At 38.4% G+C, this 14738-nt stretch carries 16 protein-coding genes; all 16 read left to right on the plus strand.

Annotated elements, in window-relative coordinates; all coding sequences use genetic code 11:
• The first annotated feature begins 9 nt into the window (after positions 1-9).
• The 16 genes from nusA (at position 10) to ACQKOF_RS01335 (ending at position 14733) form a co-directional block, all read left to right on the plus strand.
• Entirely contained in the window at positions 10-1149 is a 1140-nt protein-coding gene (nusA, locus tag ACQKOF_RS01260; RefSeq protein ID WP_427552905.1) for a transcription termination factor NusA, read from the plus strand.
• A 183-nt stretch (positions 1150-1332) separates the two neighbouring features.
• A complete protein-coding gene (rnpM, locus tag ACQKOF_RS01265) occupies positions 1333-1611 on the plus strand; it encodes an RNase P modulator RnpM (protein ID WP_427552907.1) in 279 nt (92 codons plus the stop codon).
• The gene (locus ACQKOF_RS01270) at positions 1608-1916 is read left to right on the plus strand and encodes a YlxQ family RNA-binding protein (RefSeq protein WP_370042831.1); all 309 of its coding nucleotides are present in this window, start codon (positions 1608-1610) and stop codon (positions 1914-1916) included. The genes rnpM and ACQKOF_RS01270 overlap by 4 nt, the downstream gene beginning before the upstream one ends.
• Before the next feature lie 14 nt (positions 1917-1930).
• A complete protein-coding gene (infB, locus tag ACQKOF_RS01275) occupies positions 1931-4207 on the plus strand; it encodes a translation initiation factor IF-2 (RefSeq protein WP_427552910.1) in 2277 nt (758 codons plus the stop codon).
• Positions 4207-4485, plus strand: coding sequence for a DUF503 domain-containing protein (locus tag ACQKOF_RS01280; RefSeq protein WP_053483261.1), 279 nt, complete (start codon positions 4207-4209; stop codon positions 4483-4485). The genes infB and ACQKOF_RS01280 overlap by 1 nt, the downstream gene beginning before the upstream one ends.
• 104 nt (positions 4486-4589) lie before the next feature.
• Entirely contained in the window at positions 4590-4931 is a 342-nt protein-coding gene (gene rbfA, locus ACQKOF_RS01285; RefSeq protein ID WP_100543905.1) for a 30S ribosome-binding factor RbfA, read from the plus strand.
• Between the two features lie 136 nt (positions 4932-5067).
• Entirely contained in the window at positions 5068-5979 is a 912-nt protein-coding gene (gene truB, locus ACQKOF_RS01290) for a tRNA pseudouridine(55) synthase TruB (RefSeq protein WP_427552912.1), read from the plus strand.
• A 13-nt stretch (positions 5980-5992) separates the two neighbouring features.
• A complete protein-coding gene (gene ribF, locus ACQKOF_RS01295; RefSeq protein ID WP_427552914.1) occupies positions 5993-6949 on the plus strand; it encodes a riboflavin biosynthesis protein RibF in 957 nt (318 codons plus the stop codon).
• A gap of 539 nt (positions 6950-7488) precedes the next feature.
• Positions 7489-7758 (plus strand): 30S ribosomal protein S15, encoded by a 270-nt coding sequence (rpsO, locus tag ACQKOF_RS01300; protein WP_370042827.1) that lies wholly within the window; start codon positions 7489-7491, stop codon positions 7756-7758.
• Between the two features lie 277 nt (positions 7759-8035).
• Positions 8036-10150: a polyribonucleotide nucleotidyltransferase gene (pnp, locus tag ACQKOF_RS01305; RefSeq protein ID WP_427552916.1), complete on the plus strand. Its 2115-nt coding sequence runs from the start codon at positions 8036-8038 to the stop codon at positions 10148-10150.
• 140 nt (positions 10151-10290) lie between these two features.
• Complete coding sequence (locus ACQKOF_RS01310; protein WP_427552918.1) at positions 10291-11514, plus strand: M16 family metallopeptidase; 1224 nt, start codon at positions 10291-10293, stop codon at positions 11512-11514.
• A gap of 244 nt (positions 11515-11758) precedes the next feature.
• Positions 11759-11968 (plus strand): iron chelate uptake ABC transporter family permease subunit, encoded by a 210-nt coding sequence (locus ACQKOF_RS01315; protein ID WP_427553151.1) that lies wholly within the window; start codon positions 11759-11761, stop codon positions 11966-11968.
• Positions 11968-12411 (plus strand): ABC transporter ATP-binding protein, encoded by a 444-nt coding sequence (locus tag ACQKOF_RS01320; RefSeq protein WP_427552920.1) that lies wholly within the window; start codon positions 11968-11970, stop codon positions 12409-12411. Before ACQKOF_RS01315 ends, ACQKOF_RS01320 begins: the two co-directional genes overlap by 1 nt.
• 2 nt (positions 12412-12413) lie before the next feature.
• Positions 12414-12704 carry a hypothetical protein gene (locus ACQKOF_RS01325; RefSeq protein ID WP_427552922.1) on the plus strand — a complete coding sequence of 97 codons (291 nt, stop codon included), beginning with the start codon at positions 12414-12416 and terminating at the stop codon, positions 12702-12704.
• A gap of 56 nt (positions 12705-12760) precedes the next feature.
• Positions 12761-13255, plus strand: a complete 495-nt coding sequence (locus ACQKOF_RS01330; protein ID WP_427552924.1) for a pyridoxamine 5'-phosphate oxidase family protein — start codon at positions 12761-12763, stop codon at positions 13253-13255.
• Between the two features lie 1214 nt (positions 13256-14469).
• Entirely contained in the window at positions 14470-14733 is a 264-nt protein-coding gene (locus ACQKOF_RS01335) for a YlmC/YmxH family sporulation protein (RefSeq protein WP_370042816.1), read from the plus strand.
• Positions 14734-14738: the final 5 nt, after the last annotated feature.

Genomic DNA, 14738 nt, shown 5'->3' on the forward strand with positions numbered 1-14738 from the left:
AAAACAAAAATGAGTAGTGATTTGTTAGATGCGCTAAATGCGCTAGAAGAACAAAAAGGAATTTCAAGAGATGTGTTAATTGAAGCAATAGAAGCGGCATTAGTTACAGCTTACAAACGCAACTTCAATCAAGCACAAAATGTCCGTGTTGACTTAAATTTAGATAAGGGCTCTATTCGTGTCTTTTCACGTAAAGATGTTGTTGAAGAAGTAGAAGATGACCGTTTACAAATCTCTGAAGAAGATGCTAAGGCTATCAACCCTGCATACCAGTTGGAAGATGTGGTTGAGCAAGAAGTAACACCTCGAAACTTTGGTCGTATTGCTGCACAGACAGCGAAACAAGTTGTTACACAACGTGTACGTGAAGCTGAACGTGGCCTAATTTACGAGCAATATGTGGACCGCGAAGATGATATCGTGACGGGTGTAGTTGAGCGTTTAGATGCTCGTAATATTTACGTAGGTCTAGGAAAAGTAGAGGCTGCATTACCACAAAACGAACAAATTCAAGGTGAAACATATCATCCACATGATCGCATTAAGGTCTATATTACAAAGGTTGAACGTACAACACGCGGACCACAAGTTATTGTTTCACGCACACATCCTGGTTTATTACGCCGCTTATTTGAAATGGAAGTACCTGAAATTTATGAAGGTATTGTAGAAATTAAATCAATAGCTCGTGAAGCAGGGGATCGTTCTAAAATCTCTGTTTTTGCACATAACGAAGAGGTAGATCCAGTAGGTTCATGTGTAGGAGCAAAAGGCGCTCGTGTGCAAACAATTGTAAATGAATTACACGGCGAAAAAATCGATATCGTTGAATGGTCAGAAGATCCAGTTGTATTTGTAGCAAATGCTCTTAGCCCATCTAAAGTTTTAGATGTTCAAGTCAATGAAGAAGAAAAATCTACTACTGTTGTTGTTCCAGACTATCAATTATCACTAGCAATTGGTAAACGTGGTCAAAATGCTCGTTTAGCTGCTAAGCTAACTGGCTGGAAAATTGATATTAAGAGTGAAACAGATGCTCGTGAGTTAGGTATTTATCCATCTGCTACAAGCACTTTCATACCTGCTGAGGATGAAGAAAGTGATTTTGATGATGTGGCAGTTGACTTATATCAAGACGACGAAGAATAAGTAAGAAAGCCCGTGTGACTAGTTAGCTGCCATTATTCAGTGGACGTTGGGCTGCGTCGACTGAATAATGGCAGAGCCTACATTGGAAAATATCATGGTTAAATTCCAAATATATATACAAACGATGTGGTGCATGGCTAGTCCACCTCTTACGACAAGCTTCAGAGAGGAAAGGTGATTCTTATGGCTATTAATAAAAAAGTACCTCTTCGAAAATGTGTAGCTACTGGAGAAATGCTACCAAAGAAAGAAATGGTTCGTGTCGTTCGTACGAAAGAGGGCGAGGTAAGTGTTGATATCTCCGGAAAAAAACCGGGACGTGGTGCCTATGTCTCTAAATCGGAGGAGGCGATTGAAATCGCCCGTAAGAAAAATGTTTTAGGGCACCAACTTGATATAAAAATCCCTGAAGAAATCTACGATGAACTTATTTTGTTGATTCGTAGGGAGTCTATTATATGATCAATCAAGCAGTGCATAATTTGCTTGGAATAGCGGCAAGAGCCCGTAAAGTAATTTCAGGAGAAGAGTTAGTAGTAAAGGAAGTCCGTAATGGTAATGCTAGGCTAGTACTGCTTGCAAACGATGCTTCTAAAAACTCTAGTAAAAAAATTCAAGATAAATGTACGTACTACAACGTTGAGTATCATGTAATTGGTGATCGTTATGATCTAGGACATGCTACAGGTAAGGAGGCCCGCGTGGCTTTAGCTATTACCGATAAAGGTTTTGCAAGCAAATTGTCTAGTCTACTCAACGAAAAATAATCGGGGGTGAGCAGATGACCAAAATCAGAGTTCATGAATATGCGAAACAAGTGAATAAAACGAGTAAAGAGGTTATTGAAGCACTAAATAAAATAAATGTTAGCGTAACAAACCATATGTCAATGTTAGAAAAAGACATAGTGGCAAAGTTAAACCAAACATTTAAAAATATAAAAGAAGTGAAGCAACCTACTCAAAACGTATCGCAAAAATCACAGCAATCGGTGAAAAAGCAAGACGGGCAAAAGCAGCAATCTGCTACTTCTAAGCCTAAAGCCAATAATCAGCAACAAACGCATCAAAACTCAAATTCGTCTAACGAAAAATCTAAGAATACAAAAGGTAGTCTAAATCGAAATATGACAAATAATAATAATAATAATAATAATAATAATAATAATAATAAAAATAATAATAATCGCAGAGGCGGCGGAGGTTACAACCAACGTCCAAAACCAGGAATTCATGGCGGAAAACGTCGCCATCCAAAAACACATCAACCAAGTCTACCAGTGAAACAGAAGGAATTACCAGAAAAAATTACTTTTGTTGAATCACTTTCTGTAGCGGAATTAGCTAAAAAATTACACCGTGAGCCATCAGAAATTATTAAAAAATTATTTATGCTTGGTGTAATGGCAACAATTAACCAAGAATTAGATAAGGATGCAATTGAATTAATTTGCGCAGACTATGGTGTAGAAGTTGAAGAAGAAATCCGTGTAGATATTACGGATTTAGAAACACACTTCGAACAAACAGAAGAAGTTAACGAGGCAGAATTATCAGAACGTCCTCCGGTAGTAACAATTATGGGTCACGTTGACCATGGTAAAACTACATTGTTAGACTCTATTCGCAATACTAAAGTTACAGCTGGAGAAGCTGGTGGTATTACTCAGCATATCGGTGCTTATCAAGTAACTGAAGGCGACAAAAAAATTACGTTTTTAGATACACCAGGACACGCTGCGTTTACAACTATGCGTGCGCGTGGTGCGAAAGTAACGGATTTAACGATTTTAGTAGTAGCTGCGGATGATGGTGTTATGCCACAAACAGTAGAAGCGATTAACCACGCAAAAGCAGCAGAAGTACCAATTATTGTTGCAGTCAATAAAATGGATAAACCTTCAGCTAATCCAGACCGTGTGATGCAAGAGTTAACAGAGCATGGCCTAGTTCCTGAAGCTTGGGGTGGCGAAACTATTTTCGTACCAATCTCTGCATTAAAAGGTGAAGGCATTGACACATTACTTGAAATGATTTTACTTATCGCTGAAGTTGGAGAATTGAAAGCAAACCCTGATCGCTTAGCACTTGGTACAGTAATTGAAGCACAGTTAGATAAAGGGCGAGGCTCTGTTGCAACACTTTTAGTACAAGATGGAACATTAAAAGTTGGAGACCCAATTGTTGTCGGCCATACTTATGGGCGAGTACGTGCTATGGTGAATGATAAAGGCCGTCGTGTGAAAGAAGCTGGACCATCAACGCCAGTAGAAATCACAGGCTTAAATGATGTTCCACAAGCTGGTGACCGTTTCGTTGTCTTTGAAGACGAAAAAACAGCACGCCAAGTTGGAGAAACTCGTGCAATGTCAGCAATTCAAGCACAACGCTCAGAAAAACAACGCGTAACGCTTGATAACTTATTCGAACAAATGAGTCAAGGCGAAATGAAAGAGCTAAACTTAATTGTTAAAGCTGACGTTCAAGGTACTGTAGAAGCTATGGCTGCATCATTAATGAAAATTGATGTTGAAGGCGTAAACGTGAAAATTATTCACACTGGCGCTGGTGCGATTACAGAATCAGATATTTCTCTTGCTGCGGCTTCAAATGCAATTGTTATTGGCTTCAACGTTCGTCCAGATGTCAATGCAAAACGTGCAGCAGAAGAAGAGGGCGTAGATATTCGTCTACACCGCATTATCTATAAAGTAATCGAGGAAATTGAACAAGCAATGAAAGGTATGCTTGATCCAGAATTCGTAGAAAAAATTATTGGTCAAGCAGAAGTTCGACAAACAATTAAAGTATCAAAAGTTGGTACAATTGCTGGTTCATACGTAACAGAAGGTAAAGTAACTCGTGATTCTGGCGTACGTGTAATCCGCGACAATGTAGTAATTTTTGAAGGTGAATTAGATACACTTAAACGTTTCAAAGATGAAGTTAAAGAAGTTGCAAGAGGTTATGAATGTGGTATTACAATTACAAACTTCAATGATATTAAAGAAGGCGACATTATTGAAGCCTATATTATGGAAGAAGTTAAACGTGCATAATGATTGTTTATGCAGAGGTTGAATTCATGATTCAAACTGCCCATTCGTTGAAGGAAAAACGCGCTGTCCTACAGCGTATGCTTACCCGCACTAAGCAAAAATTTAATGTATCCATTGCTGAAATTGACCATCAAAATGTATGGCAACGCACGAAATTAGCGCTTGTTGCTGTTTCTTCTTCAAAAGAAGCAGCTGAGCGTGAAATTAATCACGCGCTTCACTACTTACAGTCAAATCCGGCTTGGGAACAGTTAAATGTGTGGCGAGACTATCTATAAGTAACATTAGAAGTTGTGTTGTATGATTTAGTCATACCTTGCATGTAAATATATGTGCAAGTAAGGACATAACTTTCTGTACTTCGAAATTGAGGTGACAAACTATGTCTCTACGCTCAAACCGTGTCGCTGAGCAAATGAAAAAAGAGCTCGGTGATATTATTGGACGTAAAATAAAAGATCCGCGTGTTGGTTTCGTTACTGTTACAGGTGTTGAGGTGACAGGTGATTTACAGCAAGCGACAATTTATATTACAACTCTAGGCAATGAACGTGAAAAAGAGGAAACACTAAAAGCTTTATTAAAGGCTTCTGGTTTCATTCGCTCAGAAATCGGTTCACGAATCCGTTTACGTCGTACACCAGAACTAATCTTTGAATTCGATTCATCGATTGAATATGGAAACCGTATCGATTCATTGCTACGTGGTTTACACGAAGAATAAGCTTAACTAAAAAAGTCTGCCATATGCATGTTCATGCAGGCAGACTTTTTACATTCATCGGAAATGCAGCAGAACATTTTGCGGGTCTATCATTTTTAAAATAAACTAAAAACGAATTGATTTTAGGAGGGAATTTATGAACGGTATTTTACCGCTTTGGAAGGAACGTGGCATGACAAGTCATGATTGCGTCTTTAAATTACGAAAAATTTTACGTACTAAAAAAGTTGGCCATACAGGCACACTTGATCCAGGTGTTGAGGGAGTTCTTCCTATTTGTATTGGTCAGGCAACACGCATCGCAGAATACTTAACTGATGCAGGAAAAACCTATGAAGCTGTTATTTCAATTGGCCGTACAACGACAACTGAGGATGCAGAAGGAGAAACGGTTGAGCAAGATAGTACGAATAAAAAGTTCACACGTACTCAATTGCAAGAGGTTTTAACCTCGCTAACAGGTGTTATTCAACAAACGCCACCGATGTTTTCAGCAGTCAAAGTAAATGGTAAACGTCTCTATGAATATGCACGAAAAGGCGAAATTGTCGAAAGACCTACACGTCAAGTTACTATTTATGCATTAGAGCTACTAGATGATGTAGAAATATATGAAGGACAAGAAATTACATTCCCTGTACGTATAGCGTGTAGTAAAGGGACGTATATTCGAACACTAGCTGTGCAAATCGGAGCAGCACTTGGCTATCCTGCACATATGAAAGAGCTCGTACGTACAGCCTCAGGTACATTTACACAAGAAAATTGCTTTACATTGGCACAAGTTGCTGAGCTGATGGAAGCTGAACAAATGGATACATGCATTTTACCAGTTGAGTATGCATTAACAGATTATCCATATATTGAGATCGTTTCTGCAAACGAAAAAGAAATTTTCAATGGACAAGTGCTTCCCGCAGATGCATTATTAAAGATACATGATAAAATTGTTTTTGGAATCAGTGGGAAAGCAATTGCGGTTTATCATGCCCATCCTACAAAGGAAGGGTTTATGAAGCCACATAAGATGTTTCCGACGATAGAGTAGGAGGATTTTTAGTATGGAGGTTATTCATTTAAAATACCCACACCAACTACAACAACGAGAAAGCATGCAGCCATATTCATTGGCACTTGGTTTTTTTGATGGTGTACATAGAGGGCATCAGGAAGTTATTAAGGCAGCGAAGGAAGAAGGAGACAAACGTCAAATTCCAACGGCTGTTATGACATTCGATCCACATCCTTCTTTAGTGCTTGGCGGACGTAACGAAAAAGTATTTTATATAACGTTATTACAGCAAAAATTACAGCTTTTTGAAGAACAAGGTGTTGATACAGCATTTGTTGTACATTTCACATCTGATTTTGCAAAGCTTTCACCTGCTGCATTTATTGATACATTTATTCGTGGGTTGAACATTCAGCATGTTACAGCTGGCTTTGATTATTCTTTTGGTGCATTTGGTAAAGGCGCAATGGAAGACATGCGTGCATTGAGTAATGGAGATTACGGCGTAACGGTTGTTGAAAAGAAAACCGACGATATCGAAAAAATTAGCTCTACACGTATCCGTAAGCTTTTGCAAGAGGGAGATATGGAAGCAGCAAGATTGCTCCTTGGACGACCATTTGAAATTACGGGTATCGTTGTACATGGTGATAAGCGAGGACGCACAATAGGTTTCCCAACTGCAAATATCCAAGCGTTGGAGGGAACCTATATCCCAGCAAGTGGTGTATATGCGGTTCGATTACTTGTCCAAAATAACTGGTATGATGGTGTATGTAATGTAGGCTATAAACCAACATTTAAAGATCCAAATGACAAGCAATTATCCATCGAAGTCCATATATTAAACTTCGAAAAAAATATCTACGGTGAAGAAGTACATGTCGCTTGGTATAAACGTATAAGAAGTGAACGAAAATTCGATGGGATCGAAGCTTTGAAAGCGCAAATCGAAAAGGATAAACAAGAAGCAATTGAATATTTTAAGGTTATTACCAAAAGTTAAAACATATACCATGAATATAAGTTGATTGGAGTGGAGGCTGGGCGACTCCTTGGGGATCAGCGTCACAGATTAGACCCTGGAGCGAGCACATAGAGGAACGAAGGCTAAAAGCATCACTTCCTGTGATAACGCCTTCGTGACCAACATCCTGCTGCTGACGCTACGTTAACACTACGCTTTCGCGCAAAAAACATCCTGTTGCCCCAAGCGGCTCATCGGACGCCCCCAGGAAGCTCTGCGCGAAAGCGAAGCGTCAGCGGCAAATATTTTATCTGTGCGAAAGCGAAGCGGCAGCAACAAAGCGCCCAGCTGGAACGGAAATCAACCCCACTTTATGGTGATGAACCATATTTTATCGGGTTAATGCAAATTAAATATGCGTTAGCATTTGAATAGGCTTACGTTAACGCTTGCTTGACCTTTTGATTTATGGTAACATTCATAAGTGCATAATATGCTTAACCTTAGCTCGGTATATCGATGACTCCAACGTTTACTGTGCTAATGGGGATTAACAATTATTTAGGAGGTCCATACAAATGGCTATTTCAAAAGAACGTAAAAACGAAATTATTGCTGAGTACCGTACTCACGAAAGTGACACTGGTTCTCCAGAAGTACAAGTTGCAGTATTAACAGAGGATATTAACGCTCTAAATGCTCACTTACGTACACACAAAAAAGATTTCCACTCTGAGCGTGGTCTTCTTAAAATGGTAGGTCGTCGTCGTCACCTATTAAAATATCTTCGTGAGACTGACGTACAACGTTACCGTGAACTAATCACTCGTTTAGGCTTACGTCGCTAATTGTCAATCGAAAAGCGGGATTAATCCCGCTTTTTCTTTATGTTTATAAACATTAAGAAGACGGATTGAGAAAAAAGCATATATGACATGAATTTCAAGCAAAAAAACATCGTTTCAATCAAGTATAGAAATAAATCCTAAATAAATTGGCAATAACTGAATTTAAATGTATGATTATTTAATGAAATATTTAGCATAGAACAAGCATTTTTGGTACACTTACTATTAGTACATACAGACGAAGTAAGTGTTTTTATAATAGAGAGGGGTTCATTGAATGAACGAAAAGAAAGTCTATTCCTATGAATGGGCTGGCCGTCCACTAGTAATCGAAGTTGGACAGTTAGCAAAACAAGCAAATGGGGCCGTATTAGTACGCTATGGTGATACATCAGTACTTTCAACAGCAACAATGTCAAAATCACCGAAACCACTTGATTTCTTCCCATTAACAGTAAACTATGAAGAACGTTTATACGCAGCAGGTAAAATTCCTGGTGGCTTTATTAAACGTGAAGGCCGTCCATCTGAAAAAGCAATACTAGCAAGCCGTTTAATCGATCGTCCAATTCGTCCGATGTTCCCAGATGGTTTCCGTAATGAAGTACAAGCGATTTCGATGGTCATGTCTAACGATCCGGATTGCACGTCTGAAATGGCTGCGATGGTTGGTTCATCATTAGCGTTAGCTATTTCGGATATTCCATTTGATGGACCGATTGCAGGTGTACAAGTTGGATATATTGACGGTAAATTTATCGTGAACCCAACAGTGGAACAATCTAATCAGTCAACAGTCCATTTATCTGTAGCAGGTAACAAGGATGCTATCAACATGGTTGAAGCTGGTGCACTAGAAGTACCGGAAGAAGTAATGCTTGAAGCCATTATGTTCGGTCATGAAGAAATCAAAAAAATTATTGCTTTCCAAGAGCAAATTGTTGCAGAAGTAGGGAAAGAAAAATTACCTGTAACATTATTTGAAATTGATGAAGCGATTCAAGCAGATATAAAAGCAGCTTGTGAGACTGACATGCATGATGCTATTCAAACAGCTGAAAAACATGCACGTGATGAGGCTATTAAAGCAGTAAAAGATCGTGTTATTGCTTCTTATGAAGAGCAAGAAGCGGATGAAGTAACAATGAAGCAAGTTTATACAATTCTAGATAAAATGGTTAAAGACGAAGTACGTCGTCAGATTACAGAAGATAAAGTTCGTCCAGATGGTCGTAAGTTAGACGAAATTCGTCCACTTTCTTCTGAAACAGGCTTATTGCAACGTACTCACGGTTCAGCATTATTTACGCGTGGACAAACACAGGCCCTTTCTATTTGTACATTAGGGGCACTTGGTGATGTGCAAATTATCGACGGTTTAGGTGTAGAAGAATCGAAACGCTTTATGCATCACTATAACTTCCCGCAATTCTCTGTAGGGGAAACTGGCCCAATTCGTGGACCAGGTCGTCGTGAAATCGGTCATGGTGCATTAGGAGAGCGTGCTCTTGATGCGGTTATTCCAGATGAATCTGTATTCCCATATACAATCCGTTGTGTATCAGAAGTACTCGAGTCAAACGGTTCTACATCTCAAGCTTCTATCTGTGCTTCAACATTAGCGATGATGGATGCTGGTGTTCCATTAAAAGCACCTGTAGCAGGTATTGCAATGGGTCTTATTAAAAAAGGCGAACATTACTCTATTTTAACTGATATTCAAGGTATGGAAGACCACCTTGGAGATATGGACTTTAAAGTTGCAGGTACAGCTAAAGGTGTAACAGCACTTCAAATGGACATTAAAATTGATGGTTTATCACGCAATATTTTAGAGGAAGCATTAACACAAGCTAAAATTGGTCGTATGCACATTTTAGAATCAATGCTTGCTACTCTTGCAGAACCACGTGAAAAATTATCTACATTTGCACCGAAAATTGTGATCGTGAAGATTAATCCTGATAAAATTCGCGATGTTATCGGACCTGGTGGTAAACAAATTAACAAAATTATTGAAGAAACTGGCGTAAAAATTGATACTGAGCAAGATGGTACAATTTACATCTCTTCTGCAGATGAAGAAATGAACGCTCGTGCAAAACAAATTATCGAAGACATCGTACGTGAAGCAAAAGTTGGCGAGTATTACTTATCAACAGTTAAACGTATTGAAAAATTCGGGGCGTTCTGTGAAATATTCCCAGGTAAAGATGGCTTACTTCACATCTCTGAAATTCAAGAGGAACGTACAAAACAAGTTGAAGATGTCTTAAAACTTGGCGATCAATTACTTGTAAAAGTTATTGAAATTGACAAGCAAGGTCGTGTGAATTTATCTCGTAAAGTAGTGATCCAAGAAGAAAAAGAACGCGCTGAGCAAGGTAAATAATAAATTGTAGAAAAGGCTGCGTATAATGCGCAGCCTTTTTTAAATCAGCTAAGGAATATGGTTCTATAATATTTGTGGGAAGCTCCACATTGTGACTCACCCTTAGATATAGAACCAGAAATATAATTGGGGGAGATTTTTTGGTACAAGTACATACATGTCAGAATGGTGTGCGTATAGTGTCTGAGCAAATCGATCATGTAAGGTCTGTTGCGCTAGGCATTTTTGTTAATGCAGGATCTCGTTATGAGCTACCTGAGGAAAATGGCATTACGCATTTTATAGAACATATGCTTTTTAAAGGGACAAAAACTCGAACAGCTCGCCAAATTGCTGAAGAATTTGATCGAATTGGTGGAGAGTTAAATGCCTTTACATCCAAGGAAAACACTTGTTATTATGCAAAGGTTTTAGACCATCATGCTGAGCTTGCAGTTGCAATATTAGCGGATATGTTCTTTAATTCTACGTTTGCAGAGGAAGAATTAGAGAAGGAAAGACAAGTTGTACTAGAGGAAATATTAATGAGTGAAGACGCACCTGATGACGATGTTCATGAAAAACTATGGGGAGTCATGTATCCGAATGATGCACTCGGTCGTCCAATTCTAGGAACGGCGGCTACTTTAAAAACATTTACAGCAGATATTATACGTAACTATATGGCTAAACATTATGGTCCAGAATCAGTTGTTATTTCAATAGCGGGAAATATCTCTACAAAGCTTATGCAAACAATTGAAGACTTATTTGGTCAATATCAGCCATCTCCACTTGTGGTTGAACCGGTACTATCGAATCCTCATTTTTATCCAGGAGAGATTTCAAAAACTCGTGATACAGAGCAAGCGCATTTAGCCATTTCTTATCCAGCAATTGGTGTAAAAGATCCGGATATGTATAGCTTTATTGCACTTAATAATATTATTGGGGGTAATATGAGCTCTCGTTTGTTCCAAGAAGTACGCGAAGAACGTGGTTTAGCCTATTCAATATTTTCTTATCAATCTTGTTATGCTGATGTTGGAGCATTTACGATTTATGGTAGCACAAGTCGTCAGCAATTATCACAGCTCCAACATACAATTGATGCGACATTACTTGATATCGTAGCAGGTGGCGTGACAGAGGAAGAACTTATGAATGCGAAGGAGCAGCTTAAGGGGAGTTTTGTGCTCGGTCTAGAGGGGACAGGCGCTCGTATGAATCGCAACGGTACAAGTGAGTTAGTGCATCGTAAACATCGTTCAGTAGACGAAGTATTAGCGTCAATTGATGCCGTATCAATGGAATCGATCGATCGTTTAATAGCAAAAATCTTGAAAGCTGAGCCAGCCATTTCAATTATTGGCCCAGAAGCTTAAAATACAAGGAGCACAAAACTATTGCTATAGTTTGTGCTCCTTTTTTAATTGAAAAATCTTATGTTTATCACTGACATCCTTTTTTAGTTGAAAATGCTCATTATCAGTTAGAAGTTGATATTCTCAATAAAGTTTGATAGTATAATTGATATTGAAAATCATTATCAATTAAATCGGAGGCAAGTATTAGTATGAAAAATTGGTTAGGTATAGGGCTTCTAGCATTATCACTTACTTTAGTTGGATGCTAATACCGCATATGGCTCGAATGCTTGTAGGCTCAGATTATAAATATCTACTACCCATGAGTATGGCAATGGGGGCTATTGTGTTACTTATTGCTGATACTGGTGGACGAACATTGTTTGCGCCACTCGATATTCCAGCGGGTATTCTAATGTCTGTCATTGGTGGGCCTTACTTCTTATATTTAATGCGAAAGAAGGCGTTTTAATGTTAAAAATTGAACAGCTATCTGTCCGCTATGAACAAAAGGAAGTTGTCCATAATTTTTCTTTTGAAGTTGCAAAAGGTGAGGTGCTATCCATTATCGGACCCAATGGCTCTGGAAAATCTACTATTTTAAAGACTATTGCACGTATGCAGCCTTATAATGAAGAAACAATTATCTTTGATGGCGAAAATATACGTCGACTCTCGTCCAAAGACATTGCAAGAAAAATGTGCATGTTGAGTCAAAAAAATCAGGCTCCAACTGATATATCTGTTAAAAACCTAGTGGCATATGGTCGATATCCACATAAAAAGTGGTTTGAGCGCTTAAATGCAGAGGATGAGGCTATTATTGATTGGGCTCTAGAGAAAACACATCTCACACATTACAGAGAAAAACCTATTGCAGCTTTATCGGGAGGGAAGCACAGCGAGCTTGGATAGCAATGGCTTTAGCGCAGCGACCGCAAATTTTATTATTGGATGAACCAACGACATACTTAGATATCGCACACCAGCATGAAGTTCTAGAATTAGTGAGAGAGCTAAATTATGAAATGGGTATGACGGTTGTGATGGTGCTCCATGATTTAAATCAGGCATCTAGCTATAGTGATAAAATCGTAGTTGTAAAAGATGGTCAACGCGCCCAAGTTGGCACACCCGTAGAGGTAATGACCGAACAGATGATTCAGCAAATATACCGAATGGATGCAGAAATTCAATATGTATCATAAGATAGTGCTCCATGGATTCAATTAAAAAGTACTGTCAAGGCGTAGGAGGAAACGGAATGCAAAAAGAAATTGATATTGAGCAAGTAAAGCAGGGCTACGAAACATTTATTCAAGGAAAAAAAAGCTGTGTGTTAAGTCTAGTGGATGGTGAAGGGAAACCTTTTTGTAGTACTACTCCATATGTGCGCGTGAATGGTAAATTTTACGTCTATATTAGTCGTATCGCAGAGCATTTCCAACTCATGGAGCAGGCTCAACTTGTAGATGTACTTTGCGTGGCAGATGAGGCGGTAACACCAAATCCATTTGCAGCAGAACGAGCGCGTTGGCAATGTAAACCAAAGCATTTAGGGAATGAAGGATATGAGGACGTATTTGTAGCCTTTAATAAATTGCATAATGCTAAAATGATGGAGCTGTTACGTACACTTGATTTCTCGCTATTTGAGCTCACACCATTGGATGGCCGCTACGTGGTAGGCTTCGGTAAGGCATTTACAATTGATGTAGCGAATGATACGTTAGTCCATGTAGTAATTGATAAAAAATAGGTTGCCCTTTTTCGGCAACCTATTTTTTTCTATTCTTTAAAAAAACTCTCATGCTAAATATAATGTCCCCTTTTGAAATTGGCAAAGTATTTGCATATTTATCCCAAATGCTTTGTTCCAGCACGAAGGTCTATGTTTTTATTTGACGTTGAATCGACATTAAATCTTTTAAGATAAGACCAGCAATGTTCAAATACTACCTTTCACATTGAATAGCATGACATCTTCTATTGAAGGCTGTAATTCAATTTATAGAACTAAGGCTTCTATAACAAAGTTTCCATTGCGTTTTCTTATAATGGTATGTTCTGGTATTGCACTTACTTCCTCTTTATTGTCTTTAAATATTCCGTACTCGTAGAGCAGTACGTCTTTACCTTCACTAAATAAAATTTCCTTATTATAAATGAATGTAATGTATATTCAGCAATCTTTTCTAAACCACTTGTTATGTGTTACATCCTGCATAAATGTTTAACACCACGAATTATAGGATCTAGACTACTCGTTGATCATTTAAAATTAACCATTTTGGATGACCACGACAATGCTAATGCGATGGACAACTTCATCCTCATTCCTCAGGGTAATTCTCTTCTCCCCCTCAGGAAGCGAATCGTTCAAAATAATAACATAAATATGAATTCCACATTTTTGATACTTTTTCATAAATATGTCGAGCTACGTCGCATTAAGCTTTTTAGACATATGTAAATCGTCAAAAACCACACCGATGTCGTTTTTTATCGATAATCTATGTTCGACAACATCTTTGCTGAATAGCGAAATTTCCACATATTCTTTTTTGTAAGTTGAGCATGTTGTCCTCCTCCAAAATGAAAGGAGACGTAATAATTCCTGACGTAGAAAATCTTGATTTCGTTCTGTAGATAAATCCACCTCGCTCTATTTCAGCGGATGTTTGGACACCCACTGAAAAGTGACTTAAAACCCCATTCATCTCACCACCTATAGAGGTGAAGACTTCTGTAACTAACGCTTCGCTTGTGTTACAAAAGACATGTGTAGCTGACGCTTTGCTTTCGCTACACAAAACACTTGCTTAAATGAATATGCATGAATTTCTCACCTCTGTGTATATACGCTATACACAGTCAAACGGTAAATGCAATATTTTCATACTTTGGGTAAGGGTCACGAATTGCAAAAACTCGGCATATATTGGGGTAACGGTTCAAGGAGGGAGATGAGGAATGCTACTATCAGAGATGGTGGATAAAGAGTTAATTCAAGTTGAGGGTGGCGTACACTTTGGCATATTGGCACATACGGAATGTTTATTAGATGTGCAAACAGGAAAGATTCATGGTTTTGAGATTGTTAAAGATAAATTGCCATTCCAAAAAAAGAAAGTGAAAGTTAGTGAAATGATACCTTGGCATGAAATTATACTAATTGGTGAAGATCGGATTTTATTTAACAAAACAACGACAGTGCAGTCAGACTTTTTACAGTGAGGTGA

It is taken from the genome of Lysinibacillus sp. NPDC093190 (assembly GCF_050280425.1).
Lineage (GTDB): Bacteria > Bacillota > Bacilli > Bacillales_A > Planococcaceae > Lysinibacillus.